This is a genomic window from Citricoccus sp. NR2 (assembly GCF_027594385.1).
In the GTDB taxonomy this organism is placed as follows: Bacteria; Actinomycetota; Actinomycetes; order Actinomycetales; family Micrococcaceae; genus CmP2.
On the sequence record NZ_CP115154.1, the window covers coordinates 50,203 to 76,745 of the forward strand.

The following is a 26,543-nucleotide window of genomic DNA, read 5'->3' on the forward strand; positions in this document are numbered from 1 at the left end:
CGCGCGGTGACGTCAGTGCTGCGCTCCCTGGTTGGCCACGGCCGCAGCGCCGGCCTCAGCAGCCTCCGGGTCGAGGTAGCGGCCTGCGCCCAGCGGCTTCAGATCCGCGCCCAGCTCGTAGTACAGCGGAATGCCGGTGGGAATGTTCAGCCCGGCGATCTCGTCGTCAGAGATCCCTTCCAGGTGCTTCACCAGCGCGCGCAGCGAATTGCCGTGAGCGGCGATCAGCACGGTTTTGCCGGCCTGCAGGTCAGGAACGACCTGGTCATTCCAATACGGCAACAACCGCTCGACAACGTCTTTGAGGCACTCGGTCCGCGGCGCGTTCTCGCCCAGTTCAGCGTAGCGCGGGTCACCGTGCTGCGAGAACTCCGAGGAGTCATCGAGCTGCGGCGGCGGGGTGTCGTAGGAGCGGCGCCAGACCATGAACTGCTCCTCGCCGAACTCGTCGCGGATCTCCGCTTTGTTCTTACCCTGCAACGCACCGTAGTGGCGCTCGTTGAGGCGCCAGTTGCGCTTGACGGGAATCCATTGACGGTCGGCGGTCTCCAGCGCCAGGTTCGCGGTGGTGATCGCGCGCTTCAACAGCGAGGTGTGCAATACGTCGGGAAGCAGCCCCTCCTGCGCCAACAGCTCACCGCCTCGGGCGGCCTCGGTGCGGCCCTTCTCGGTCAGCGGCACGTCGACCCAGCCGGTGAACAGGTTCTTCTCGTTCCAGTCGCTCTGACCGTGCCGGAGCAGGACGAGCTTGTATGCAGTCTCAGCCATGGTGCCAGTCTACGGGCAGGGTCGCTCGTTCACGACAGCTGCGGTCTCCGTGACAGCCCGACCACCACGTCGCGAGACGCCGGCTGGCTTAGTAGCCGTATCCGGAGTCGCCGTAGAGCTTGAGCTGACGGCGCGGACCCGCCAGATACACGGCGGCCACACACAGCGCGGCAATGCCGAACAAACCGAGCTGGCCCGTGGGTGAGCCGTACTGCAGTAGCGCGACCAGCGAGCTCCAGGCGCCCAGCCCGGCCACCACCGCGGCGATCACGGTGAGGATCAGCCAAAACTGTTTGCCGCGCAGCCCCGCACGTTCGAACTGGGTGCCGCCGCGGCTCACGCAGTCGGCCACCGCCCACAGCGCCAACACGCCGCCGGTCACGGTGAGGGCGAACATAATCCAGCCCTCCAGCATGAGAACGAAAACGAGGTACGACATGCACCCAGCCTACCGCCCAGCGCCGCTTTGAGCGTCGGCGGCGCGCAGCGCCTGATCAAGATCGGCCCACAGATCCTCCACATGCTCGATGCCCACCGACAGCCGCAGCATGCCCTCCGGGACCGTACTCGGTTCGGACGAGAATCGACGTCGCCGCTCTACCAACGATTCCACTCCGCCCAGCGAGGTCGCCGGGTTCCACAGCCGTAGCCCGTGCACCACCGCATCTGCGCGGTCGGCCGACCCCAGATCCACGGTGAGCACCGCCCCGAAACCACCCTGCAACGTCGCAGCTGCGAGCGCGTGCCCCTCGTGGGAAGCCAGCCCGGGATAGCGCACCGGATCGGAGCCGCGCACCTCAAGCCGGCGGGCCAACTCCGCAGCGCTGTCCATGGCACGTTCCAGCCGCAGGGCCAGGGTACGCATACCGCGCAGCGCCAAGTACACATCCATGGCCGAGGGGATCGAACCGAACAGGGTGCGGTGGCCGGCCAGCCGGGCGCGCAGTTCGACGTCGTCAACCACCACTGCGCCCATAATCAGATCCGAGTGCCCCGCCAAATACTTGGTCACCGAGTGCACCACCACGTCCGCGCCCAGGCGCAGCGGCTGCTGCAGCAGCGGGGTGGCAAACGTGTTGTCCACCGCGCACAGCGCACCGTATTCATGCGCCAGCGCCACCAACGCCGGAAGATCAGCCACCTCCAACATCGGGTTCGTGGGCGACTCTAGCCACAGCAGATCCACCGTGCCACCCGCGTTCCGGCGCTGATCCAGCACCTCGCGGACCTCGTCGAGATCACGCAGGTCCACCCGAGTCACGGAGAGCCGTCCAGCCTCGGCCAGCTGATCGAGCAGGCTGCCCAACCCCTGGTAGGCGTGGCGCGGCACCACCACATGTCCGCCCACCGGCACCAGGTGCAACACGGCGGTGATGGCGGCCATGCCGGAGCCAAAGAACAGGGCGGGCGTGGCCTCGGCGTCGCGCACCTTCTCCAGCTCGGCGAGCAGCCGCTCGGGCCCGTCGAAGGTGGGGTTCGACATGCGCGCATACACCCGCTGGCCGGGCACCGCATCGGTGGCGGTGCCGTGGAACGTGGAGGTGAAATGTACCGGGGCGTTCACCGGCGCATTCTCCTCGGGAGCCGGGCGGGCGGCGGCGACCAGCAAGGATTCCACTCGCAATTGCGGTGCGGAAGTATCGGCGGAGGCAGGCGTGGAAGCGGGCGTGAAAGCGGTGTCGTGATCGGCCATGGGAACACTGTATTCCTCTCCTCTCCGCTGACGGTGTGCGTTGTTCCAGATGTCGAAGCCGCGCGGGGGCCTGACGTAGGCTGAAGGGGTGCACGACGACTCACAGCCGGCTCCGCCTGCCCCTCTGAAGACCCCCGGATACTTCGTCGTCTTCGAAGGCGGGGACGGCTCCGGGAAATCCACCCAGGTCAACGCCGTCTGCCGGTGGCTGGAGTCCCAGGGGCGCGAAACCGTGCGTACCCGCGAGCCCGGCGGCACCGAGCTGGCCGAACGGATTCGGGAACTGCTGCTGGATCCCCGCCACGCGCCCGTCGACTCGGTCACCGAGGCGCTGCTGTTCGCCGCAGCCCGTTCCGCCCACGTGCGCACCGTGATCTCCCCCGCCCTGGAACGCGGGGCCGTGGTGGTCTCCGACCGCTTCCTCGATTCTTCCCTGGCCTATCAGGGTGTGGGTCGCGACCTGGGCGAAGACTGGGTCAGCACGATCAACGACCGCGCGGTCAACGGAACCCTGCCTGATCTCACCGTGGTGCTCGATCTGCCGGTCGATGAAGCACGACGACGGCGGGAAACCCGCGAACAGGCCGCCGCCGGCACCGCCGACCGCATCGAGGCCGAGGGCGAGGATTTCCAGCACCGCCTGCGCGAGGTGTTCCTGCGCCGGGCCCGCGCGGCCCCGGAACGCTATCTCGTCCTCGACGCCCGGGCCTCGGTCGAGGAACTCACCGCGCAGATTCAGCAGCGCATCGCCCATGACCTCGACCATCCAGACGCAGCAGACTCAACAGCCGCAGGAGGAGATCGATGACGCAGACCCTCGACGTCGCCCAGTTCCCGGCTGTGTGGCACGATCTGACCGGCCAGTCCGCCTCAGTGGCCCAGCTGCACCGTGCCGCCCAGCAGGAGGCTCCCACCCACGCCTGGCTGTTCACCGGCCCGCCCGGGTCCGGGCGCTCCACCGCCGCCCGCGCCTTCGCCCAGGCCCTGCAGTGCGAGAACCCCGATCCGGCTCAACGCGGCTGTAGCATCTGCCCCACCTGCCTGACCATCGCCTCCGGCACCCACCCCGACGTCAAAGTGATGGCCACCGAGAAGGTGAACTACGGGATCGACGAAATCCGCGACCTCATCGGTCTGGCCCAAGATCGCCCCGCCACCGCCCGCTGGCGCATCTTCATTATGGAAGACGCCGACCGGATGACCGAGCGCGCCACCAATGTGCTGCTCAAAGCCATCGAGGAGCCGCCCGCGCGCACCATCTGGATGCTGTGCGCGCCTTCGCCCGCGGACGTGTTGATCACCATCCGCTCCCGCACCCGAAAGATTTCGCTGACTATCCCCTCGGCCGAGAGTGTGGCCCGGCTACTTACCGAGCGCGACGGCCTCGACCCGGAAATGGCGCTGTTCGCCGCGCGGGCCTCCCAGTCCCATGTGGGCGTGGCCCGCTGGCTGGCTTCCAACCCGGAGGCCCGGGCCCGCCGCGAACAGATCGTCTCGCTGCCTTTGCGCGTTGGCTCCACCTCCCAGGCCATGGCCGAGGCGGCCGATCTCATTCAGATCACCCAGCAGGAAGCCACCGCCTCCGCCGAAGAACGCAACACCGCCGAGCGCGTTCGGCTCCTGCATTCCCTCGGCCTGAGTGAGGGCGACACCGTCCCGCCGAAACTGCGCCACCATGTCAAGCGGCTCGAGGAAGAACAGACCGCCCGGAACCGCCGCAGCGTCCATGACGCACTCGACAAGGCAATGATCGATCTGATCGGGCTGTTCCGCGATGTGCTGGCCGTCCAGCTGGGCACCGACGCCGAGCTGATCAACGAGCATCTGCGTGACCAGATCATCGGCTACGCCCGCCAGGGCACCTCCCAGCACACCCTGGCCGCCATCGACGCCATCGGCCAGGCCCGCACCCGCCTCACCAGCAACGTCCCCCCGCAGCTCGCCGTCGAGGCCATGCTGCTGGCCTTCGTCCCGCGCCGCTAGAACTTCCCCCGAAAGGACGTCCCCTATGTCTCCCAGTCCCCGACGGCGCCTGCGCTGGCTCGGTCTGCTCGCCCTCACCGCCGTGGTGGCCACCGGCTGCGAGTCCACCGAGGAAGCACCACCCGAACAGGTTGAGGCCAGCCTCGAGCGGTTCTACACCCAGGACGCCGTCTGGGACACCTGCGAGGACGACGAGAACTCCGAGTGCACCCGGGTCGAGGTGCCGCTGGACTATGCGGACCCCGAGGGCGACACCATCGAGATCGTCGCCGCCCGGTCCGGTGAGGCCGACCCCGATCAGCCCGTGCTGCTGGTCAACCCGGGCGGCCCCGGATCCTCCGGGGTGGACGTCGTCCTCGATTACCTGGACACCGTCACCACCGAGACCCTGCGCGAGGCCTACACCGTGGTGGGCTTCGATCCGCGCGGGGTCTCCCGGTCCGAGCCAGTGCGCTGCCTGTCCGATGAGGAGACTGACGAACAGCGCCAGGTCAGCTACGACCCCGCCACTGAGGAGGGTCTGGCCACCGCCGCTGAGATGGCCGCCGAGTTCGCCCGAGCCTGCGAGGAGAACACCAGCGAGGTGCTGCGCTTTGTCGACACCGAATCCGCCGCCCGGGACATGGACGTGCTGCGCTCTGTGCTCGGCTCCAGCGAGCAGCTGAACTACCTGGGCTTCTCTTACGGCACCAAGCTGGGCGCGACCTACGCCGAGCTGTTCCCCGAGAACGTCGGAACCATGGTGCTCGACGGCGCACTGGACCCGTCGCTGACCGAGGAAGAGGTCGCCACCGGTCAGGCCGCCGGTTTCGAGCAGGCCCTGGCTTCCTGGGCGGCATGGTGCGCCGAGGAATCCACCTGCCAAGCCGGCACCACCGAGGACGACGTCGTCGCTGCCGTGCAGGCAGCCTTCGAGGAGGCCAAGGAGAACCCTCAGACGGCCCAGGACGGCCGCACCGTTCCCGCGTCCACCTTGGTCTCCGGGTTCATCACCCCGCTGTACTCGCAGCAGAGCTGGCCGATCCTCAGCGAGGGATTCAACATGGCGCTCGACGGGGACCCGTCCATGATGTTGTATTTCGCCGATCTCAATGCCGGGCGCGAGCAGGACGGCACCTACTCCTCCAACATCCAGTCCGCGTTCACCGCGATCAACTGCCTGGACTACCCGCGCGCTGATGATCCTGAGCAGATGCGCGCCCACGCCGACCAGTTGGCCGAGGCCTCCCCCACCTTCGGCGCCTATCTGGCCTATGGCGGGATCAACTGTGCCGAGTGGCCTCACGACGGCGCCGACTCGGTGGACACGGTCTCCGCCGAGGGCGCGGCCCCGATCCTGGTGATCGGCACTACCGGCGACCCGGCCACTCCCTACGAGTGGTCCCCCGCCCTGGCCGAGCAGCTCGACTCCGGGGTACTCATCACCAACGAGGGCGAGGGGCACGGCTCCTACGGCCCGCAGAACGAGTGCATCGCCACCCTGGTGGATGACTACTTCGTCGACGGCACCGTTCCCGAGGACGGCACCACCTGTTGATGCGCTTTGCTCAGAGCCCCGCTGTACGGCTAAGATGTCTTCTCGTGGCATCGTGCATGCCGCGTTGCCTCCTTAGCTCAGCTGGCCAGAGCAGCTCCCTCGTAAAGAGCAGGTCACCGGTTCGAATCCGGTAGGAGGCTCTCACTCTTTAACGGCCGGTGGATTCTTCCCACTGGGCCGCGAGCCGTTCGGCTTCTTCCACATCTTCGATGACCCGCTCCGCGCGGCGCCCGACCGTGAACACGTCCGTCTGCCCCAGCCTGAACATCGCGGCAGCCTGGGCCACGGTGGCCAAATGATTGGCGGCACGCGAAAGCACCCGATGCACGTCCTGGGCGCCCGAGGGCACATCCATTCCTGCATCCGGGTACAGGGCGTGTGCACGCACGCAGAGGATACGTACCCGGTCGGCCACATCGGTCAGCACGTTGCCGGCATTCACGAGTCCGTTGTGTTCGTCGACCGGCACGCTACCTTCGGCCTCGTTCACGACCTGCCAGTAGCGGTCGAGTGAACGGCGGAACCAGTCGTTGGCGCGCCGCCAGAGCTCGTGGCCGAGTTCGTCGTCATCCTTTTTCGCTTGTCGACGCCGGGCAAAGGGGCCTAGCGCCATCTGCACGATCCCCCGGTTAGGTGCGATGTCATGACTCTAGTGTTCCATGACCAGTAGGATTTTGCCGGTCCGGCCGTCGCTGGCGAAATATTCGAGTGCCCGCTCCGCCTCCGCCATCGGGAAGGTTTTCGCGATGCTGGGGCTGATCGCACCGGAGGCGATCATCGGCCACACGTGCTCGCGCACCTGGGCGATCACCTCGGCCTTCTCCTCCACGGAGCGTGAGCGCAGGGTGGAGCCGGTGATCCAACCCCGCTTGGCCATCAGATGCTGCAGCGGCAGGGTGCCTTTGGCTCCCCCGCTCAGCCCAATGGTGATCACGCACCCGCCGTGGGCCAGCGCGCGCACATTGTCTTCCAGATATTTTCCGCCCACGACGTCGAGGATGACATCGGCACCGTGGCCTTCGGTGATCTCATGCACCCGTTCGGCAAAATCCTCATCGCGATAGTTGATAGCCTCCACCGCGCCCAAGGACATAGCCTGCTGGCGCTTCTCTTCCGAGCCCACGGTAGCGATCGGCTGGGCGTCATACGCAACCAGCATCTGCACCGCGAACGAGCCAATACCGCCGGTGCCGCCGTGCACGAGCACCCAGTCCCCGGGTTCGGCCCCGGCCTGCATCACCAGGTTCGTCCAGCAGGTGGCCGCCACCTCGGGCAGCCCGGCCGCTTCTACCAGCGGGATCCCGTCCGGAACGGGCAGCACCTGGCGGGCATCCACTGTCACGTATTCGGCGTAGCCGCCACCGGCCAGCAGCGCGCAGACCGGGGCGCCGAAGTCCCAGGAGACCACCCCGGCGCCCACTGCTTCGATGGTGCCGGACACTTCCACCCCGGGCACCTCGGAGGCGCCCTCGGGTACCGGGTAGTTTCCGGCCCGTTGCAGCAGGTCTAGATTGTTGAGTCCGGCCGCGGCTACCTTGATGAGCACTTCGCCCGGCCCCGGGCTCGGCAGTGGGTGTTGGTTGACCACCACGTCTGCTGGGTGTTTGAAGCTGGGCTTCTCCTCGCCCGCGGGAGTTTCAAAGTCAATGGCAGACATGGTGGAGGTGGTGGGAGTCATGGCTCCATCATCACCCATGACCGCCGTTCCTGGTCAAGGAATTGCTCGCTTTGCAGATCCCCTGCGGCCTGCCTGTAAGATAGAACGGCCAGGATGGTTGTCCGAGCGGCCGAAGGAGCTGGTCTTGAAAACCAGTAGGCGGTAACCCCGTCTCAAGAGTTCGAATCTCTTACCATCCGCGCACCGGCCCGGAATCTCACGAGGTTCCGGGCCTTTTCGTATCTCGTGGCCCTAGGAGGACGAGGCCAAATGGGCCACGATCCGGCGGGCCGCGGCATCCGCATCTCCGAGCGTCCAGGCCCGGCCATCGGGATCCTGCCCCGACTCGGCGGCGATAGCGGTGCCCCACTGCACGGAGGACAGTTGCAGACCAAGCACGTAGATGCTCTCGTGGACTGTGCCGTCATCGCGAATCAAACGGTACGGCCGCGGCGTGGTCACATCGAGACCACGTCCGGGCAGAATTGCGCCTTCCTCGTTCTCTTCGGGATGGGGCCGTGCCAGCCCGGCGTCGAGCAGGTTCCGCAGCAACGGATTCTCCGAGAGCTGTACCTGGTTCGCCGGCATCATTGCCTCTAGCATCCAGGTGCCCTCATGCCGGAACTGGCTCGGCCGCCGTTGCAGGTGGGCTGCCACCGGGTTCGCGTCGGTCCCCACATGAGGACTGAATGCCACGAACCGCTGCTGTCCTTCGTGATCAACACTCTCGGCCACTTCGAAATGGGGCGCGGGACCAATGAACTGCACTAGCCCGGCGCGGGAGACCGCCAGCAACTGCTCAATGCGCTCCAGCGGCGGTCCCGACGCCAGTCCCTCAACGAGTGGCTCGAACCAACCGGTGATGTCGCGCAGTTTGGAAGGATCGGAGACCCGTTGCTCGGCCACCAGTCGCTTCACCACCAGGCGCGCAGCATGCAGGGTACCAATCGCCATCATCACCGCGGATCGCTCCCCCGCGGCCGCGTGCTCACACAATTGCACCAGCACATCGTGCACCTCACGCTGATACTCCTCGGAGGTGGCGAAGGAAGCGTCGGCGATCGGTTGCGAGAGCGAACGAATGTCGAAGGGGTGCTGGTCGACGCCGAAATCGCGCAGAGCACCTTCGACATGCCGACGCGTCAGAGGCTCGCCCCTGTCGGAGACTTCGAGCATTGTCACCAGGTGCGCGTAGAAATTTCGGGCCACCGTGATGGAGCCGAAAGTTTCGGGCTTCTCTTGCACCAGGGTGTCGTAGTAGGCGCGCACCACATCCCGGTGAATCAGTGGCCACAAGTCACGCTGGAAATCGACCTGCTCGTCCTGATCGAGAAGGCGTTGGACATTGGCTTCGGTCAGATAGCGCAAGGTGACGCCATGTGGGACAAAGGCATCCGTTTCTGCTTTAGGAAAGTACGGAGTGCCGCGCCGAGAGCCGGCCTGGATCACTGGCTCTTCCCCGGACGGAATGTAGTCGAACCGCTGCCCCGGGCCACGCCTCGTTTCGACGTACTTGCCACCTCGGGCAGAGGTGAACTGACTCAGCGCGTCAAAAAAGTTCAGACCCATGCCTCGAATCAGCACAGACTCCCCGGCGGGTACCGAGGCGTAGTCCACTTCCGCGGGCAGATTCGGCGCGAAGTAGTGCAGCCCGGCCGATTCGCTCGCGTCGTGCAGTTGCTGCTGGTTACGATTCAGCCGCGCTTCGCCATGGCCCAGCGCCAGCACCACATGATCGGCATGCGTCGACTGCCCCGACGCTGTGATGAGGACGTATCCCGCCTCGGGTGACTCGTTCAGTGACACGATCTGCTCGTGAATGATGTTGAGTTCCGCGACGTTCGGCAAGGCACCCAGAGCGGATCTGACGCGCTCACTGAGCTCACGCAGGTAGGCGCCGTATATGGCACGCGGCGGGTAATCGTTGCGCTGGAGTCTCGCGTTCACCGATGCTGTGGACTGACGCCATTGATCGAAAGTCAGCCCCACGCCCGAATCCGCCAGTCCGGTACCTGGGGTAGCGGCGGCGGTGGGATAGAACGAAGGAGTGTTCATCAGCAGCAGTTCCGACTGGGCAGTCGACCAGACACGCCCCGGGCCGACTTCGTGCGGCTCGAAGATCAGAATCCGCACCATTCGGGAGCCGTCGTCTTGACGCAGATGTGCGAGCAGACGTTCCAGGAAAGACACCCCACGCGGGCCGGCCCCGACGACGGCAATCGTGGTCGTCTCACCATCTCCAATGCTGGATGTGTCGGACTGCGACATCTGCTCCCCTTTCCCTGTGGCGCCATCTTCAGCTTAGTGGGGCATCTCGTTCGACGTGGCCCGCGTCGCTTTGATCTTGAGCTTCAGAATTCGGTATCCTGTCATGACGATGTTTTCGCAAGAGAACATCGTGGGGAGACGTGCCAGAGCGGCCGAATGGACTTCACTGCTAATGAAGGGTCCGGCTAAAACCGGACCGGGGGTTCAAATCCCCCCGTCTCCGCCGTGTAATGTCCTGGGACATCGTGCAAACGATGTCCCAGGACATTCGTGTTTTCTGGCTACGTTTTGGCTGGCCCCGCGGATTTTCCGAGGACGAAGATGCTTCGAGTCTGGAGTGCTTTCACGCCGGCGTATCTGGCCACGCGGGTGCCGCGCGAGATTCTTGTTGCTCACCGTGTTCACAGAATTTTCGACGGGGCACGATGTTGCTGCTTAGGAGGCAGGCAGTTCGTGTTGCCTTGCCCTGCTGCGCTCGGGGCGTTCTTTGGACGTGTGCGGGTGTGCCTGCGGTGACTGTGCCTGGTTGTCGCCTCGGGCTGTGCATGTAGTTGTAGGGCTTCTGCCGCCGACTGGGTGGCGAACGATGTCTGTGGACATTAGGTGAAGGATCTCTAGGTGCTTCCAAGCCTCCGATTGAGTGGTCCTGGATAGCGAAGGATGTCTCAGGACATGGGTGAACGATGTGTTGAGATCACACACCCCCGTCTCCGCCGTGTAATGTCCTGGGACATCGTGCAAACGATGTCCCAGGACATTAGTGTTTTTGGGGTCACTTACTCAGGCGTTTGGTGGGTTTCTGATAGTTCTTTGAGACGTTTATTTCGAAGTATCTGAGGATCTCGCCAGTTTTTCGGTGAATGACGGTGATCTCGCGGTCATCGACCATCATTCGTACCGGGATGCCTGAGTAAGTGGCCCCCATTCCTAAGTGACGGAGCTTTCCGTCGTAGCGGATAGTGAGCTTGCCGAACTTGTCCACGGTGTCGTTTCTGATTCGGTAGTCCTCTTGAGGTTGTCGCACCGGTGTTGCTTTCGGCAGAGCCGAATAGACGCTGGCCGGAGTTTTTCGCTTGATCGCTCGATGCGGTCTGTCATGGTTGTAGATCTGCTGAAACTGAGTGAGTTGTTTGTTGAGTGTTTGTACCGATCTGGCCCTGGGTTGAGCTCGTAGCCACTGCTTGAGGGTCCGGTGGAAGCGTTCGATCTTTCCCTGCGTTTGCGGGTGGTTCGGGGACCCATTGATCTGCTGAACGTCCCACCGATGGAGGAGCTTTTCGAATTGGTTCTTTGCGGGGTCTTCGTTGCCAGCGCGTCCTGCGAACCGAGTTGTGAAGACCAAGCCGTTGTCGGTGAGTGATTTCTGAGGGCGTCCGTGTTCTTCGCAAGCAGCGCTGAATTGCTCGACGACGTTGCGCACTGTCACGCGGCGGTAAGCGCGCAGGCTGATGAGGAATCGTGAGTGATCGTCGATGAAGTCCAGTACCTCGGTGTCTGTTCCATCGGCGAGTGTCCAATGGGTGAAATCGGCTTGCCACATCTCGTTGGGTAGAACGGCGACAAACCGATTCAATGAGGAATTAGGACGTTTCTGCGGTTGATCGATCACAGCGTTGGCTTGGCGCAGAATTCGATGCACGGTCGATCGTGACGGCACCAGAATGCCTTCGTTTTCTAAGTAGGCGCGAATGGAATCTGCGCCAGCGTCTAAGCCAGTGCTGACGAGATCGCTCCGTAGCTGCAGGATACGGTCCCGGGTCTCGGGAGGGGTTTGGTTTGGTGATGTCAGCGGTCGCTTTGACCGAGATGCGAAAGCGTTGTCTCCTTCTTGGAGGTAGCGGCGGACCAGAGTTTGTACCCATCGTTCAGTCACATTGAAGTGCGCTGCGGTTGCCTTGGTGGACATGGACCCTTGCGTGACGGCCAGGATGATGGCCTTATTTTTTACTTTCACGCGTTTCAGCCTGAACGATGTCTCAAGACATCTGATGAGGGCCTGGGTGTCGAACGATGTCTGAGGACATTAGGTGAAGGATCTCTGCCTAGTTACGGGTGCCTGGCCCGGTGGTCTTGGAAAGCGAAGGATGTCTCAGGACATGGGTGAACGATGTGTTGAGATCACACACCCCCGTCTCCGCCGAAGGAAGCCCGGGAACCTCGTGTTCCCGGGCTTTTTCGTGGACGGATCACCCTCCACCCCTGGTTCGCGCCACCTGAAGGTGAGACACTGGTCACATGAAGAGTGTGCGCATATTCAACGGTGATTTGGCTCGCGCGGCCCGCGCCCTCGTCGGCGTCAGCGCCCAATATGTAGCCAATGAATCCAACCTGACCAGGGAAGAACTACGTAACTTCGAGAAAGGTCTCCACGACCTCTCCCTGGAAGCACAAGAGCGGGTAGAGCAGTCGCTGTCGAGCTTGGGAGCCGTGTTCATCGCGGATGGTCCCGACAGCGGCTACGGCGTGCGATTGCGATTCGCTCGCGGCAAGATCAATTCCATCGGCCGTTGGGAAGGCGAAGGCGGACCGACCGCTGAAGACGATGTCTAACCCAGCCTCTTGATCCGGCCGAGGGGTCAGTCGTCCTGTTTGCCCTGCTCTTGGGCGATGATGCGCAGCAGGTCCAGGGACTCGTTGTCGGTGAGTAGCGTGTGCTCGGCGAGCATGCTGGCGGCTTCTTCTACGCGCTGGTCGCGCACGAGCGCGGTGATCTGGTCCTTCAGCCAGGCCGGCAGCTCATCACTGGAGAGCTGAACGGTGCCTTCGGGGCGGACGACCTCCACGTGGAACGGCTGGTCAGCGGAGGGCTCCTCGGACTGCCAATCGTCCGGCACGGTCAGGTCTGTGACTTCGGGAGTCGATTCGCGCTTCTCCACCACAGACGGAGCAGTCGTCGGGTCCTGGATCGGCTTCGGGTCCGGCTGATCGGCGGTGTTCTCGTCCGCGATGCCAGCTACGTCAGCGACCGGTGCGGGGTTCCACTGCTGCGGGAAGGATGCCAGCGACTGCACATCAAACATGGCGTCCATGGTGCCAACACCGGTGGCGTTGCGGTAGAGCACTGCGGCCTCGGCGGCCTGGCCGGCGGCGATGCGCCGGTAGACCTCGCGATGCGTTTCCTGGTCCAGTCGGGCCGATGCTTCGGCGGCGGCTTCGGCGCTCACCCGGTTGGCCAAGCCGCGGCGCTTTCGCGGTGCGGCTGACCCATTGCTCCCTGCTGATCCTGCGCGCTTGCTGGCACGCGAAACGAGCACGCCGACGCCCACAGCAATAAGGGCGACCACGGCAAGGATCAACAGAGGAACGACGTACTCCATACCACCAGTCTAGGGGTTTGACGAGAATCCGTCTGCCGCGGGACGCTCTGGGCGAACCACGAGGGCCAGGATCAGGGAGATCACCGCAAGTCCGGCGGTCATCAGCACAGTGCCGGACCAACCATAGAAATGCAGGAAGACGCCACCGAGCCAGCCGAAGAGGCTCGACCCGGTGTAATAACCGACGTTGTAGAGCGCCGAGGATTGCGCTCGCCCGGCTACCGCGCCTGAAGCGGCCCAACCGGAGGCCACCGAGTGTGCGCCAAAGAAGGCCCCGGTGAAGACCACCAGTCCGATGATGACCAGCCAGAGCCACGGCGTCAGCGTCAACAGCACCGCGCCGATCATCACGATCACCAAGAGGATCAGCACCCGCCGATGACCGTATTTTCCGGCTTGTTTACCCGCCCAGGGCGAGGTGTAGCTGCCGGCCAAGTACGCCAGGAACACCATGGATACTAGACTCACGGGCAGGAAGAACGGTTCCTCCATAAGGTGGAATCCGAGGAAGTTATAGATGGCCACGAAGCCACCCATCAGCAGCATCGCGTGCAGATACATGCTGAGCAACAACGGTGAGCGCAGGTTGCCGGTGATCGAGCGCAGTGCTTCGGTGAGGCTCTGGCGTCCCGGCACGAAATTGAGGGCGCGGGGGCTCAGCGCGACGAATCCGGCGGCGCAGAGCACCGCCAGCACCACGACCACCAACACCCCGAGGCGCCAACCCAACAGGTCGCCTAAGGGTGCGGCGACGATGCGCCCGGAGAGTCCGCCGATGACGGTGCCGCCCACGTAGGTGCCCGCCGCCTGGGCTGCAGTTTTAGGGTGAACTTCCTCGTTCAAATAGGCCAGCGCCAGGGCTGGTACCCCGCCGAGGGCTAGGCCCTCCAGCAGTCGGAACGCGAGCATCAGCTCGAAGGTGGGCACCACCACGGTGACGACTGCCGCAGTACAAGCGAGCACGATCGACCACGTCATCGCTCGTTTGCGTCCGATCCGGTCGCCAATGAACGCCCACGGAATCACGGACAATGCCAGACCCAGGGTGGAGGTGGAGATCAACAGTGCTGCCTGATCGGCACTGACACCCAGGTCCTGGCTGATCAAGGGCAGCAGCCCCTGGGGCGAGTACAGCTGAGCGAAGGTCGCCACACCAGCCAGGAAGAGGCCGGTCAGCAGCCGACGGTATCCACCGGTGCCGGGTGTGTGCCCCTGCCAGGTGTCTCCCACGGTGATCTCAGCCCCTCGTCGTGTGTCATCTGGATAGGGCGTTCGGTCCAGGCGGTCGCCCCTCGATTCACTGTAGACCGAACCTGAACACACTCACGCTGTGAGTCACGCCCGCGCACAGGCAGTCGTTAGAGTGGCGTCATGAGGCTACGATCCCTGGCGCACCGAGCCTGGCAATCGACCATGGACAGCGACGTCTGGAGATCCACGCTGGTCGTGGCCATCTCAATGGTGGTGTTCCTGCCCCTGAGCATCCCGCTGACGCTCTGAATCGGTTCCATTCGCCCTGATCACGAAGTGGGCCTGCCTCTAGATATGTTCTCGCTACTGCTTTACCTGGGGGTCTATTGGATTCTGTACTCCTTGGTGTACGTGACGATGACGATCTGGTGGTTCCAGCGGCTGGATTCGGCACGGCTACACGAGAAGCTGCGCACCACCTCGAGCGGACCCAGCACCGATCGAGGCTGGTTCATGAACCTGATGAGCTCGGACGGCACCATGTCGCTGTCGCTGCAGATGTGCCTGCTGGCACTGATCTACACGGTGGTGGTGATGATCTCACCGGAGGTGCGCGCTGAGTTCGGCATGCGGATCCTGGCGGTACTGGTTTCCGTGGTGAATTGGGTGACGGTGGTGGTCACGCAGGCGCTGGCCTACGCTCGGCTCTCCGCCGTCGACTATCGCACTGAGACGGCGTCGATCACGTTTCCCGGCACGCCCCACCCGATGTGGTCGGACTACATGACGCTGGCCGTGGGGGTCTCCACCATGCTGGGTCCTGCCGATGCTCAGCTGTCGGGGTCGCGAGCGCGGCGGGCACTGCAGTCTCATGCGCTGGTGAGCTTCGCATTCAACTCGATGGTGATCGCTTCTCTCGCCACGCTGATGCTGTCGTAAGGATGTTTTCAGCACCTCTGACTACACTGGAGCCTCGTGACTTCACCTGTTTCTGGATCCCAGGGCGCTGCGACGCCGATTGACCTGACCGATTCCTTCAAGGCCTACGACGTGCGCGGCATTGTCGGAGAGACCATCACGGAGGAATCGGTGCGCGCCGTGGGTGCCGCTTTCGTGGAGGTGCTCAACCTGGCCGGGCAGACCGTGCTGCTGGGCGGCGACATGCGCGCCTCCACCCCCGCTTTCATTGCTGCTTTCGCCGAAGGCGCCACCGAGCGCGGCGCCGACGTTGTTGATCTGGGTCTGATTTCCACCGACATGCTCTACTACGCCGCCGGGGTGCTGGACGCCCCGGGCGTGATGTTCACCGCCTCGCACAACCCCGCGGCGTACAACGGGATGAAGATGTCGTTGGCCGGGGCGGTGCCGATCTCGTCAGAATCCGGGCTGTTTGAAATCCGCGACGTAGCCCAAGGGTACCTGGAGTCCGGGTTGCCCGAGCCAGTGACCGCGTTGGGCTCGCGCACCGAGAAGGACCTACTGGCCGGATACGCCGGCTACCTCCGCTCACTGGTGGATCTGAGCGGCTCCCGCCCGCTGAAGGTCGTCGTGGACGCCGGCAATGGTATGGCTGGCAAGACCACCCCCGCGGTGCTGGGCGACGCCGAGCTGGCCGCACTGCCGTTGGAAATCATCCCCCTGTACTTCGAACTGGACGGCACGTTCCCGAACCACCCGGCGAACCCGCTGGAGCCGGAGAACCTGCGGGATCTGCAGGCGGCGGTGCGTGAGCACGGCGCCGATCTTGGGTTAGCGTTCGACGGTGACGCCGACCGTTGCTTCGTCATCGACGAGCAGGGTGAGCCGGTCTCCCCCTCGGCGGTGACCGGACTGGTGGCTCGCCGAGAGATTCATCGGGCCCGCGCCGGCTCCACGGTCAACGGTGTGGTGCACGCCCCGGAGGAGACCCCGGTGGTGATTCACAACCTGATTACCTCGCGCGCGGTGCCGGAGCTGGTGGCGGCCGAGGGTGGTCGCGCTGTGGAGACCCGCGTGGGGCACTCATTCATCAAGGCGGTCATGGCGCAGGAATCTGCGGTGTTCGGCGGCGAGCACTCCGCCCACTACTACTTCCGCGATTTCTTCAACGCCGATACCGGCATGCTGGCCGCAATGCACGTGCTGGCCGCCCTCGGCGAGCAGCCGTTGCCGCTGTCGGAGCTGGCCGCCGAGTACAGCCCCTACGTGGCGTCCGGGGAGATCAACTCCGAGGTGGCCGACAAGGATGCCGCTGTGGAGAAGGTGCTCGTCGAGTTCGCGGTGGGGTGGCCGGAATCGGGTGCAAATACGGGCTACGTGTGCGAGCCCTGCCACCCGAAGCTGGCAGGTCAGGAGACCCTGGTTAGCCAAGTGGACGGCACCACCGTCTCCGCTGCTGATGGCAGCTGGTGGTTCAACTTGCGCCCCTCCAACACAGAACCGTTCTTGCGTTATAACGGTGAGGCACACGACCGCGAGACCATGGAGATCGTGCGCGACGTGGTGCTGGCTCTGGTCCGCAGCTGATCAGCCTGCTGAGGCCAGCGCCAGGGGTAGTACGCCTTGGGCCCCGGCGGCACGCAGTATCCGGGCGCATTCGGTGAGCGTCCACCGGGAGTCCACCAGGTCGTCCACGAGGAGTACCGGGCCGGACTGTCCCTGAGCTGCAGCTTCCTGCAGTGCCTGTACCATCGGCTCGGGCACGCTGAACTGTTCGTACACCGCGGCCAGCCGAAAGGCGCTATTGCCGCCCGGAGGCCCGCTCGGCCCACCGAAGGGTGCGGCTAACTCCCCCAGGTACGGCAACTGGCCAATGGAGCTGATTCCCTCGGCCGCGCTGCGCACCAGGGTGGGGCGACGGCGCGAGGGCACACTGACCACGGCGATGGGACGTTGCTGCCATGGCCATTCCTTCAGCAGGGTGACCATCGCGTCCATGAGTGCCTTGTCCACCGGAAGATCCTGGGAGGCATCGTCGCGCTGCCCCAGGAGCTCGCGCAGCCGGGTACCCCAGCCGACATCGGAGAGCCGGGCGATGGCGCGTCCCTCCTCCGCCTGGGCGGTCTCCGGGATCTTGCCTTTGAGTTCCACCCCGAGCCGGTCCATTCCCGTGGGCCAGGCCCGGCGCGGTTCGATGCGCACACCCACCTGGCCGAGCGCCCGGGAGGCTTGGGCGCGGGCGTGGTCAGCGACCTCGGTTTGGTACCAGGGGCCGGCGCACCGGTCGCACCGCCCGCAGTCGGCGGCGTAGGGGTCATCGAGCACGGTGGCCAAAAACCGCATGCGGCACTGCTCGGTATGTTCGTAGTCGAGCATCAGCTTTTCCTCGGCGATGCGCTCGGCTTCCACCCGACCGTAGCGTTCGCCGTCGTAGCTCCACGCTACTCCAGTAGTCTGCCAGCCCCCGGCGGCCCGCTCCACCGCCCCGTCCACCGCGAGGACCTTCAGCAGCAGTTCCAGCGGGGTGCGCCGAATATCCACGCGGGCTTCCAGGGCCGGGACCGACAGGGGCGCACCGGCTGCGCTGAGCTCGTCGAGCACCGTGCGAGCCCGGTGTTCGTCGGGCATGGAGGTAGTGGCGAAGTAGCGCCAAATGTCACGGTCTTCCTGGCCGGGGAGCAACAGCACATCGGCGTGGTCGGTGCCGCGGCCGGCACGGCCCACCTGCTGGTAGTAGGCCACCGGCGAGCTGGGAGCGCCCAGATGCACCACGAACCCGAGATCGGGCTTGTCGAAGCCCATGCCCAGGGCTGAGGTGGCCACCAGTGCTTTGACCTCGTTGTCTTTGAGCGCCTGCTCCAGTTCGGCCCGCTGCTCCGGATCGGTGCGGCCCGTATAGGCCACCGCCGTGTAGCCGGCCTCGCTCAGCGCCCGGGCGGTGTCTTGGGCGGAGGACACGGTCAGGGTGTAGATGATGCCGGATCCGGTGAGATCTTTGAGGTGGGTGATCAGCCAGGCCAGGCGCTGAGCGGGGTTGGCCAGGCGCAGCACGCCTAAGCGCAGCGAGGAGCGCGACAGCGGCCCGCGCAGCAGGAAGACCTCCTCGGTGCTGGCCGCTCCGAGCTGCTCCATGACGTCGTGGACCACGCGCTCGTTGGCGGTGGCGGTGGTGGCCAGTACGGGCACTCGAGTGTCTCCGGAGGCGGGCAGTGAGCCGATGACGTCGCGGATGCGGCGGTAGTCGGGACGGAAGTCGTGACCCCAGTCGGAGATGCAGTGTGCCTCGTCGACCACGAGCAGCCCCATGGTGCGCAGCAGTTGCGGCAGGTAGAGGTCGCGGAACCGCGGATTGTTCAGTCGCTCGGGCGAGATCAGCAACACGTCAAGATCGTTTTGAGTCAGGCGCTGCTGAATCTCGTCCCATTCGGTGGCGTTGGCGGAGTTGATCGCGGCGGCCCGCACGCCGGCGCGCTGGGCGGCGGCGACCTGGTCACGCATCAGGGCCAACAGCGGGGAGACGATCAGCGTGGGCCCGGCACCACGGGCGCGTAGCAACAGCGCAGAGAGGAAGTACACCGCAGACTTACCCCAACCGGTGCGCTGGACCACGAGTGCTCGGCGGCGATGCTCCACCAGGGCTTCGATCGCCTCGAACTGGCCGTCGTGGAAGACGGCGTCATCGCGTCCCACCAGACGGCGCAGCGCGCTCTCGGCTTCGGCACGCAGGGAGGTGTCAGTCTCGGGCATGGCCACATCCTACGGGACCGGCTCGGCGCGCGGGTTCGCTATCCACAGCAGGGGGTCAACCATAGTCTTCGTCGACGGTGGTCAGTATCGTCGTAAGACACTCTGCACGAGTGATTGGGGATGAGGAGGGTCACCATGGCGTTGAATGTCACCGCGACCCAGCTGAATCAGGCGGTCATGTGGGCGGCCGGGCAGCGCAAGGTTGGTCGGATCCACCAGGTCTACGCGGACAACCTCACCCAGGAGCTGAGTTTCGTCTCGGTGATCATCGGCACTTTCGGAAGCCGGGAGACCTATGTGCCGCTGCACGAGGCGACCTGGGCTGAGCACGGGCTTTCGGTGCCTTATTCGAAGCAGACCATCAAGCAAGCACCCAGCGCCGATGCGGATCGGGCACTGGACGCCGAAGACGAGCAACTCATTTACGACTACTACGCCGCCACGCACGACGCGACGAGCGACGAAGCCAGCGAGAAGACCACCGAAGAGAGCGACCCGCATTAGACGCGAGCCGCTCTCTTCGGTGGTCGTCGCTGACGACCGGGGTGGGTATCAGCCCAGGCGGGCCTTCAGGGCATCCAGTTCCTGAGTGATGGATGCGGGCAGCGAGTCACCGAAGCGGTCGAACCATTCCTGGATCAGCTTGACCTCGTCGGCCCACTCGTCGGCCTTGACGGCCAGAGCGTCCTCGAGGTTCTCCGGGTCGAGGTCGAGGCCGGTCAGGTCCAGAGATTCCGGAGTCGGCACGAAACCGATGGGGGTCTCCTCGGCGTCAGCCTTGCCTTCGAGACGCTCAACAACCCATTTCAATACGCGTGAGTTCTCGCCGAAGCCCGGCCAGGCGAAGCCGCCGTTGCGGTTACGACGGAACCAGTTGACCAGGTAGATGCGGGGCAGCTTCTCCGGGTCGACCTTGCCGGACACCGAGACCCAGTGGTTCAGGTAGTCGCCGGCGTCGTAGCCGATGAAGGGCAGCATCGCCATCGGATCGCGGCGCACCACGCCCACCGCACCGGTGGCGGCGGCGGTGGTCTCCGAAGACAGGGTGGCACCCTTGAAGATACCGTCTTCCCAGGTGCGGGACTCGGTGACCAGCGGGATGGTGGTCTTGCGGCGGCCACCGAAGAGGATGGCATCCAGTTTGACCCCGTTGGGCTCACTGTACTCCGGTGCCAGCATGTCGGTCTGGTCGATCGGGGTGCAGAACCGCGAGTTAGGGTGAGCAGCGGTGGTGTCCGATTCGGGGGACCAGTCGTTGCCCTGCCAGTCGATGAGGTGCTCGGGGACCTCGTCGGTCATGCCTTCCCACCAGACGCCGCCGTCGTCGGTCAGTGCGACGTTGGTGAAGATGGAGTTGCCCTTGGTGATGGCGCGCATGGCGTTCGGGTTGGTCGACCACCCGGTGCCCGGTGCCACGCCGAAGTAACCGGCTTCGGGGTTGACCACGCGGAATTCGCCGTCGTGCCCGGGACGAATCCAGGTGATGTCATCGCCCAGCGTCTCGGCCTTCCAGCCGTCGATGGTGGGGTCGATCAGCGCCAGGTTGGTCTTGCCACAGGCCGACGGGAAGGCGCCGGAGATGGTGTAAGACTTACCCTCGGGGCTGGTCAGACGCAGGATCAGCATGTGCTCGGCCAGCCAGCCCTCATCGCGAGCCATCACCGAGGCGATGCGCAGCGCGTAGCACTTCTTGCCCAGCAGGGCGTTGCCGCCGTAGCCGGAACCGTAGGAGTAGATGGAGCGCTCCTCGGGGAAGTGCACGATCCATTTGGTCTCGTTGCACGGCCACGCGACGTCTTCCTGGCCTTCCTCCAGCGGGGCGCCGACCGAATGCAGTGCGGGAACGAAGAACGCTTCCGTCTCCTCGATCTTCTTCAGCACCTCGGTACCGATGCGGGCCATGATGCGCATGGATGCCACGACGTAAGCGGAGTCGGTGATTTCCACGCCGAATTTGGGATCCTCGGCGTCGAGGTGGCCCATCACGAACGGGATCACGTACATGGTGCGGCCGCGCATGGAGCCACGGAACGCGTCATCCAGGATGCCGCGCATCTTGGAGGGCTCCATCCAGTTGTTGGTGAAGCCAGCGTCGTGCTCGTTTTCGGAGCAAATGAACGTGCGATCCTCGACCCGGGCAACGTCGGCCGGATCGGAGAAAGCAGCATACGAATTGGGGAAGGTCTCCTGATTCAGCTTGACCAGGGTTCCTGCTTCGACCATCTCGGCGGTGAGTCGGTCATATTCTTCCTGTGAGCCATCCACCCAATACACCGAGTCTGGCTCGGTGAGCGTGGCCACCTCCTTGACCCAGTCGAGCAGCTTGGCGTAGGACGTGGGCGCACTCGCCTCGACCTGGTCAGCGATCGGCAACGAGGAGTTCTCAGCCATAGGGTTCCTTTAATGATTGCGGACACACGTGAACTCAGAGAAGTTCAGCGACAGAGCAACGCATGCACGACATTGTGCACACCACCACGCGCCTCACTCCCCACGGACCGGCGCAGCCAGCCCTTAGCGGTGATCCTACCAGGTGGCTCACCTGTGTTTCGTGACACTACTTTCCCGCACTCGCCCGCAAAATCGCGGGCTCGCATCCCGCCTGGACACCGGTTGCTCAACTCGATCTCGTTGACTCATGTCAAGATGCCCGCGTGGTTCGAGTCGTTGACTCATCCAAAGATGCCCGCTTGTCGAGCTTGGTCCCGGAGACGTAAACACGGTTGCGTTTAGCTCGTTGTTGTACCGGTGCGCGGCGTTTAGCTAGTTCGAAGAGGTTGGCTTGGATGAGCTCGATGTGATCGCCGAGCTCGATGGGATTGACGGTATCGAGGCGGTGTTGCAGGGCGTCGCGTTCTTTGGTGTCTAAGACCTCGGCGTGATCACGTAAGAGCCTGTCGGCTGGGGTCGTCGCGGTGTCGTAGCGTTTGGTGACTTTCGCACCGTGACGTGTCTTGGAGATGAGTTTCTGGCTGGGCATTAACAGGTTGTTTCGGTCATTTTGAGCGGGCCAGAGCTGGTTGAGGAGATCGAGCTCTCGGGCGGTGTCGTAGCGCCAGTAGCCCACCGCTCGGCGCACGATAGACCAGTTTTTCTGTTCTACGTGGCCTTGGTCGTTGGAATGAGAAGGCCGGCCACGGGTGAAGGTCAGTTGCCGGAGTCTGCAGTATTTGGCCAGGTGATGGTTGATGAACTCGGAACCGTTATCGGAGTGGATGCCCATGATCAGAAAGGGGAATCGGTTGATGAGGTTGTCGAGGCCGGTGGCAACGATGCGTTCGCCTTTGGAGCGCACTGTGCAGGTTTCGGTCCATCCGGTGGCGACGTCGGTGGCGTTGAGGCTGTAGTAGAAACATCCGTTGTTATCACCGCCTTCGTGGCCGACGAGATCGATCTCGATGAATCCGGCGGTGGTGTCGTCCCACTCGGCCCAGGTTTTCATCGGGATCGAGGACTTCAATAAGCTGCCGGGTTTCGTGTGAGCGATACCGCGGGTGGCAATGAGTCCCTGTCGGTAGGGCTTCAGGTGTCGGTCCATGGTGGCCGGGGACATGGACAGGAGTTGCTGTTGTGTCTCGGGGCTCATCTCGAGACGATCTAAGCGTTCCAACGCGGTGAGTAACCGTGGCAGGGCTGCGGTGAGGCGTTTAGCCGTGATTCCATCGAGCAGGGCCCAGCAGCGTACGAGTGCTTCGGTGGTTTCTTGGCTATAGCGACGCACGGGCTCTCGTGTTTTACGGGGGCCTGGGGTTTCGCCGGTGGCGGCGCGGCGTAGCATTTTCCGGGCGTGGTCGCGGTGCCAGCCAGTGACGTGGACGACCGCGTCAAGGATCGCTGCTTTTTCGGTCTTAGTTGCTTTGGGCCAGGCTTTGGCTTGAGCTGCTGTGATTGCCTTGCGCTGGGTCATCGTCAACTCCATGCTTGTAGCTTGCCGCTACGCGGGCATTTTGAGATGAGTCAACGACTCGGCCTACGCGGGCATTTAGCATGAGTCAACGCGTCGATTTTGCATTCGCGAACTGAGTGCGTATAGTTATTCGAGGTCGTTGCGACTGATGCGCCCTTAGCTCAGCTGGATAGAGCGTCTGTCTACGGAACAGAAGGTCAGGGGTTCGAATCCCTTAGGGCGCACGATCAACCCGCTGGTGACAGCGGGTTTTGTCGTTTAACAGTCACCACCGACGTCCGCCGACCACGAGGCCTCCCCCGCGCCGGAATCAGCTGTCGTGGCGGGGCACGGTGAAGTGCGTCATCCGAGCATCGCGTCCATCAAGGGTCGCCCAGTCTCCAGGAATCTCGAAAACCTGCAACCCCAGGGTCGGATAACGCTCGGCCATCTCCATGACGGCGGATTCCTCAGAATCGACCGAGGCGATCCGCATTCCGAGCTCCTGTACCCACGGCATATGCCCGATGACGAGCAGGGTGCGGGTCTGGTCTCCGGTTTCGTTGATCACCGACAGCGCCTCGCTCGGGCCGGCGTGATAGAGCCGCTCCTCCAGGTAGGGGGTGGGCGCCTTCTCCCCCAGCTCAGAGCACACCCAGGTGCAGGTCTGGCGGGTGCGCAGCGCATCGGAGCAGATGATGGCGTCGGGGATCAGCCCGGCCTCACGCAACCAGATACCGGCGTGTGGGGCGTCGCGGTGACCCCGGGTGGCCAGCGGACGGTCGTGATCTTCGACGTCGCGCGGCCAGGCGGCCTTGGCGTGACGCAGGATGATGAGCCGTTTCAGGTCGTCGCGCGCGGTAGTCATGGTGCTACTGTACCGAGGCAGTAAGCTCCCTGCCTTGCTTCCATACGCGACGGCGGCTGCCGGAGAACAGCACCCCGGAGAAGGGCTCATCCAGGGCGGCCGGGGCCGGTACGGGTAGACCCAGCGCCTCGGCGGGGGTGCCGCAGCTCGCCCGGGCCAGTGCCGGGGCGGGAACTCCCGCATCGAGCAAGCCTGCCACTTGGTCCCCCAGCGTTGCGGTGGCACCGGCCAGGGTGTCGGTTCCGGTGAGGGTTGCGCGGCCACCGCGCACGGTGACGTCGAGACCACCGAGGCGGTACTCACCGTCGCCGATGCCCGCCGCGGCCATGGCATCGGAAACCAGCATCACGGTGGAGCTGGGGTCCAGCGAGCCCAGCAACTCCCCCACCAGGTCCGGGTCGAGGTGGATGCCGTCTCCGATGACCTCCACCGCCGCCGCACCACGTCGTGCCGCGGCCAGGAACTCCAGCACCGGCCCGGGGCGCCGATGATGCAGCGCAGGCATCGCGTTGAAGAGATGGGTGACGGTCTGGCGAATGCCGCTCTCGGCGGTCCGGGCCAGCACCGTGCGAGCCTGGGTTCCGGTGGCCGCGGTATGACCCCACGACGGGCGGGCTCCGGACTCATGCAATGCTGCAGCAGCCTCGGCCGCGCCGTCGAGTTCGGGGGCCAGGGTCATCGAGCGCACCCAGCCGCCGCCTGCGTCGAGCATGGCCTCGAGCTCGGCCAGATCGACGGGCCGCAGGGCGGCAGGGTCCTGCGCGCCGCAGGCACCCGGGCTCAAGAAGGGCCCCTCGAGGTGAATGCCGGCGAGAATTCCCGCATCACAGGCCCGAGCGAGAGCGGCGATGGCGGGCAGCGGGTCTGGCAGTGAGACCAGAGATCCCACGAGGTTCAGGGTGCCCCTGATCGCATGAGCCTCGGCGGCCCGAGCGATCTCATGCAGCTCCGGGGCGTCCGAGAAGGAGATGCCGCCACCGCCGTGGCAGTGCACATCGACAAGTCCCGGGAACACAGCGGCATCCGTTCGGGACGATGATGCTGGTGCGCCGCTGGACTGGGTGACGGGTGGTTCGACGTCGACCACGGTGCCCAGGTCGTCCAGGACGAGCCCGCTACCAACGCACCGACCATGGGCATCGAGGATGGTGGCGGACAGCTGCTCAACCATAGGAGGTTCTCTCGTTCGCTGGGTTAGTCTGGGCCGGCCAGCGCCGGGTCAGCGCAGCAGCTGCAGGTGCGTCGGGGTGGGCGCGACCACGTGTGAGGCGAAGTCGGGGTGCTTCTCGATCCAGCCCTTGACGTAGGGGCACACTGGGACGATGCGCGCACCCGCTGCGATGGTGGCTTCGAGAGCGCCGCGCACCAGCACGGAGGCCAGCCCCTGCCCGGCGTATTCCTCCTGCACTGTGGTGTGCGGGAAGATCCGCTCCACCGTTCCGTCGGCCGCTTCATGGTCGACGTAGATGGTGTAGCCGGCGCGGGTGTCGTCGACGATCACGGCGAAACGGTCGTCCTGGTCGATGACCTGTGGGGTTGCCTGGTCGTTCATGGTCTACCTTTCTCGGTGAGTGGGGACTCAGCCGCGCGGCCGCATCCTGGTGTTGGGTGGTTCTGGCGCCGGCAACGGCGCCGGGCGGCCCGGCGGAAATTCGCCGAACTGGGGGAAACTGCGGCCATCGTCGTACTGCATGCCGATCAGCGCATCGAGGTCGGGCCCGGCGATGGCCGCACCGCGCGGGTGGTCCGCCGGAATGGGTGAGCCCTCAGCGGGGGTTTCAAAGCCCATCTCCTGCTGATAAGCCGCCCGAAAGGTGAGGATTTCTTCGTGGCTGCGGCCGATGAAATTCCACCACATGACGATCTGCTCGCCCAGCGGTTCCCCGCCAATGAGCACGGCGAGGGTGGGATCGTCTCCGGCCGTGATCGTCAGGCGCGTGACTCCGTTGTCGACAACGCCGAGGTGGTCCTTCTCCACGGTGACCCCGTTGAGCTGCAACGCACCGGATACCGCCAGAACTCCATGTTCATGTTCGGCCGGCACCTCGACAACGAGTTCGGCGCCGGGCTCCAGCCGAATCTCAGCGCCGGTCAGCGGAAGGTAGGTCGGCACCGGCGACGTGTAACCCAGCAGGGAGCCTAAGAACACTTTGGCTTCGAACCCATCCCCGCGAATCGGTGTGGGTCGGTGGTGCGCGAGCGAGGGGTCCGTAAACCGGTGGGCGTCGGGAAAGGCGTACCAGAGCTGCACCCCGTGGAGCACCGTGGTGTCATCCGTGGAGTGCTCCGAATGGGTGATGCCGCGGCCGGCGTTCATCAGGTTGACTTCCCCGGGGCGCACGGTGGCCCAGTTTCCGGCCGAGTCGATGTGGTCCACCCGCCCCTCGAACAACCAGGAGACGGTGGCCAGCCCGGTGTGCGGGTGGCGTGCGACCTGCATGCCGCCGCTTTCGGCGACGTCGTCTGGTCCGAAGAAATCGAGGAAGCACCACGCTCCCACCAGGGACCGTGCTCGTTGTGGCAGAGTCCGGCGCACCGTCATGGCCCGGGGTCCGCCCAGCGGGACGTCTCGTGGTTCGAGCACCTCAACCACACTGTTGCCCGGGGCGTCGCCAGCGGACTCGCGGCGCACTCCCGGGGTCAGTCCCTCGGTGAACCGGGGGCCGTTCTCGCAGATCGTTTCTTCCGGATTCTTCTCAAGATTCGTCAT

24 protein-coding genes and 4 tRNA genes are annotated in these 26,543 nt (G+C 64.7%); 12 read left to right on the forward strand and 16 right to left on the reverse strand.

The genetic code is table 11. The annotated features are described in order from the left end of the window. Positions 1–12 precede the first annotated feature (12 nt). From O1A05_RS00205 to O1A05_RS00215, 3 genes are all read right to left on the reverse strand, one after another. Complete coding sequence (locus tag O1A05_RS00205) at positions 13–768, reverse strand: phosphoglyceromutase (protein WP_270106102.1); 756 nt, start codon at positions 766–768, stop codon at positions 13–15. Positions 769–856: 88 nt separating this feature from the next. Beyond that, positions 857–1,207 (reverse strand): DUF2516 family protein, encoded by a 351-nt coding sequence (locus O1A05_RS00210; RefSeq protein WP_270106103.1) that lies wholly within the window; start codon positions 1,205–1,207, stop codon positions 857–859. Positions 1,208–1,216: 9 nt separating this feature from the next. Beyond that, positions 1,217–2,461, reverse strand: a complete 1,245-nt coding sequence (locus tag O1A05_RS00215; protein ID WP_270106104.1) for a trans-sulfuration enzyme family protein — start codon at positions 2,459–2,461, stop codon at positions 1,217–1,219. 88 nt (positions 2,462–2,549) lie between these two features. On the opposite strand from O1A05_RS00215, the gene tmk reads away from it, so the two are divergent. The 4 genes from tmk to O1A05_RS00235 all read left to right on the forward strand — a co-directional run bounded on the left by tmk (position 2,550) and on the right by O1A05_RS00235 (position 6,121). After that, positions 2,550–3,269, forward strand: coding sequence for a dTMP kinase (tmk, locus tag O1A05_RS00220; protein WP_270106105.1), 720 nt, complete (start codon positions 2,550–2,552; stop codon positions 3,267–3,269). Next, on the forward strand, positions 3,266–4,444 hold the full coding sequence (locus tag O1A05_RS00225) for a DNA polymerase III subunit delta' (protein WP_270106106.1): 1,179 nt from the start codon (positions 3,266–3,268) through the stop codon (positions 4,442–4,444). Before tmk ends, O1A05_RS00225 begins: the two co-directional genes overlap by 4 nt. A gap of 25 nt (positions 4,445–4,469) precedes the next feature. Continuing rightward, on the forward strand, positions 4,470–5,981 hold the full coding sequence (locus tag O1A05_RS00230) for an alpha/beta hydrolase (RefSeq protein ID WP_270106107.1): 1,512 nt from the start codon (positions 4,470–4,472) through the stop codon (positions 5,979–5,981). Positions 5,982–6,047: 66 nt separating this feature from the next. Beyond that, positions 6,048–6,121 (forward strand) — tRNA-Thr (locus O1A05_RS00235). Positions 6,122–6,129: 8 nt separating this feature from the next. Here the strand turns inward: O1A05_RS00235 and O1A05_RS00240 are convergent. Continuing rightward, on the reverse strand, positions 6,130–6,594 hold the full coding sequence (locus O1A05_RS00240; protein WP_270106108.1) for a hypothetical protein: 465 nt from the start codon (positions 6,592–6,594) through the stop codon (positions 6,130–6,132). 36 nt (positions 6,595–6,630) lie between these two features. Further along, entirely contained in the window at positions 6,631–7,638 is a 1,008-nt protein-coding gene (locus O1A05_RS00245; protein WP_442867674.1) for an NAD(P)H-quinone oxidoreductase, read from the reverse strand. Between the two features lie 112 nt (positions 7,639–7,750). On the opposite strand from O1A05_RS00245, the gene O1A05_RS00250 reads away from it, so the two are divergent. Then, positions 7,751–7,838 (forward strand) — tRNA-Ser (locus O1A05_RS00250). Between the two features lie 52 nt (positions 7,839–7,890). On the opposite strand, the gene O1A05_RS00255 is transcribed toward O1A05_RS00250, so the two are convergent. After that, positions 7,891–9,906 carry an FAD/NAD(P)-binding protein gene (locus O1A05_RS00255; protein WP_270106110.1) on the reverse strand — a complete coding sequence of 672 codons (2,016 nt, stop codon included), beginning with the start codon at positions 9,904–9,906 and terminating at the stop codon, positions 7,891–7,893. Positions 9,907–10,040: 134 nt separating this feature from the next. On the opposite strand from O1A05_RS00255, the gene O1A05_RS00260 reads away from it, so the two are divergent. Further along, positions 10,041–10,129, forward strand: a tRNA-Ser gene (locus O1A05_RS00260). Between the two features lie 549 nt (positions 10,130–10,678). On the opposite strand, the gene O1A05_RS00265 is transcribed toward O1A05_RS00260, so the two are convergent. Continuing rightward, on the reverse strand, positions 10,679–11,860 hold the full coding sequence (locus O1A05_RS00265) for an IS481 family transposase (RefSeq protein ID WP_270106111.1): 1,182 nt from the start codon (positions 11,858–11,860) through the stop codon (positions 10,679–10,681). Positions 11,861–12,141: 281 nt separating this feature from the next. Here O1A05_RS00265 and O1A05_RS00270 point away from each other — a divergent pair, with 281 nt between their 5' ends. Then, entirely contained in the window at positions 12,142–12,456 is a 315-nt protein-coding gene (locus tag O1A05_RS00270; RefSeq protein ID WP_270106112.1) for an XRE family transcriptional regulator, read from the forward strand. Between the two features lie 26 nt (positions 12,457–12,482). On the opposite strand, the gene O1A05_RS00275 is transcribed toward O1A05_RS00270, so the two are convergent. Then, the gene (locus O1A05_RS00275; RefSeq protein ID WP_270106113.1) at positions 12,483–13,223 is read right to left on the reverse strand and encodes a hypothetical protein; all 741 of its coding nucleotides are present in this window, start codon (positions 13,221–13,223) and stop codon (positions 12,483–12,485) included. A gap of 9 nt (positions 13,224–13,232) precedes the next feature. Beyond that, a complete protein-coding gene (locus O1A05_RS00280) occupies positions 13,233–14,453 on the reverse strand; it encodes an MFS transporter (RefSeq protein ID WP_270106114.1) in 1,221 nt (406 codons plus the stop codon). Between the two features lie 141 nt (positions 14,454–14,594). Here O1A05_RS00280 and O1A05_RS00285 point away from each other — a divergent pair, with 141 nt between their 5' ends. The 3 genes from O1A05_RS00285 to manB are packed head-to-tail and all read left to right on the forward strand — an operon-like array spanning position 14,595 to position 16,919. Next, positions 14,595–14,723, forward strand: coding sequence for a hypothetical protein (locus O1A05_RS00285; RefSeq protein WP_270106115.1), 129 nt, complete (start codon positions 14,595–14,597; stop codon positions 14,721–14,723). Between the two features lie 45 nt (positions 14,724–14,768). Then, positions 14,769–15,353, forward strand: coding sequence for a DUF1345 domain-containing protein (locus O1A05_RS00290; RefSeq protein WP_270106116.1), 585 nt, complete (start codon positions 14,769–14,771; stop codon positions 15,351–15,353). A gap of 36 nt (positions 15,354–15,389) precedes the next feature. Then, positions 15,390–16,919, forward strand: coding sequence for a phosphomannomutase/phosphoglucomutase (manB, locus tag O1A05_RS00295; RefSeq protein ID WP_270106117.1), 1,530 nt, complete (start codon positions 15,390–15,392; stop codon positions 16,917–16,919). Here the strand turns inward: manB and O1A05_RS00300 are convergent, their stop codons facing one another. Continuing rightward, positions 16,920–19,079 carry a RecQ family ATP-dependent DNA helicase gene (locus O1A05_RS00300; protein WP_270106118.1) on the reverse strand — a complete coding sequence of 720 codons (2,160 nt, stop codon included), beginning with the start codon at positions 19,077–19,079 and terminating at the stop codon, positions 16,920–16,922. A 135-nt stretch (positions 19,080–19,214) separates the two neighbouring features. Here O1A05_RS00300 and O1A05_RS00305 point away from each other — a divergent pair, with 135 nt between their 5' ends. Beyond that, the gene (locus tag O1A05_RS00305; RefSeq protein ID WP_270106119.1) at positions 19,215–19,583 is read left to right on the forward strand and encodes a hypothetical protein; all 369 of its coding nucleotides are present in this window, start codon (positions 19,215–19,217) and stop codon (positions 19,581–19,583) included. A 48-nt stretch (positions 19,584–19,631) separates the two neighbouring features. Here O1A05_RS00305 and O1A05_RS00310 read toward each other — a convergent pair whose 3' ends face one another. Together O1A05_RS00310 and O1A05_RS00315 are read right to left on the reverse strand one after the other, a co-directional pair. Then, entirely contained in the window at positions 19,632–21,470 is a 1,839-nt protein-coding gene (locus O1A05_RS00310) for a phosphoenolpyruvate carboxykinase (GTP) (protein WP_270106120.1), read from the reverse strand. A gap of 250 nt (positions 21,471–21,720) precedes the next feature. After that, positions 21,721–22,986, reverse strand: a complete 1,266-nt coding sequence (locus O1A05_RS00315) for a DDE-type integrase/transposase/recombinase (protein WP_270106121.1) — start codon at positions 22,984–22,986, stop codon at positions 21,721–21,723. Positions 22,987–23,136: 150 nt separating this feature from the next. Here O1A05_RS00315 and O1A05_RS00320 point away from each other — a divergent pair. Beyond that, positions 23,137–23,210: transfer RNA gene (locus O1A05_RS00320), tRNA-Arg, on the forward strand. 86 nt (positions 23,211–23,296) lie between these two features. Here the strand turns inward: O1A05_RS00320 and O1A05_RS00325 are convergent. Genes O1A05_RS00325 through O1A05_RS00340 form a run of 4 tightly spaced genes read right to left on the reverse strand, consistent with a single transcriptional unit; the run spans position 23,297 to position 26,543 of the window. Beyond that, positions 23,297–23,833, reverse strand: a complete 537-nt coding sequence (locus O1A05_RS00325; protein WP_270106122.1) for a SixA phosphatase family protein — start codon at positions 23,831–23,833, stop codon at positions 23,297–23,299. A gap of 4 nt (positions 23,834–23,837) precedes the next feature. Continuing rightward, a complete protein-coding gene (locus tag O1A05_RS00330; RefSeq protein WP_270106123.1) occupies positions 23,838–25,004 on the reverse strand; it encodes an N-acetylglucosamine-6-phosphate deacetylase in 1,167 nt (388 codons plus the stop codon). Between the two features lie 48 nt (positions 25,005–25,052). Further along, on the reverse strand, positions 25,053–25,385 hold the full coding sequence (locus tag O1A05_RS00335) for a GNAT family N-acetyltransferase (protein WP_270106124.1): 333 nt from the start codon (positions 25,383–25,385) through the stop codon (positions 25,053–25,055). A gap of 27 nt (positions 25,386–25,412) precedes the next feature. Then, complete coding sequence (locus O1A05_RS00340) at positions 25,413–26,543, reverse strand: pirin family protein (protein WP_270106125.1); 1,131 nt, start codon at positions 26,541–26,543, stop codon at positions 25,413–25,415.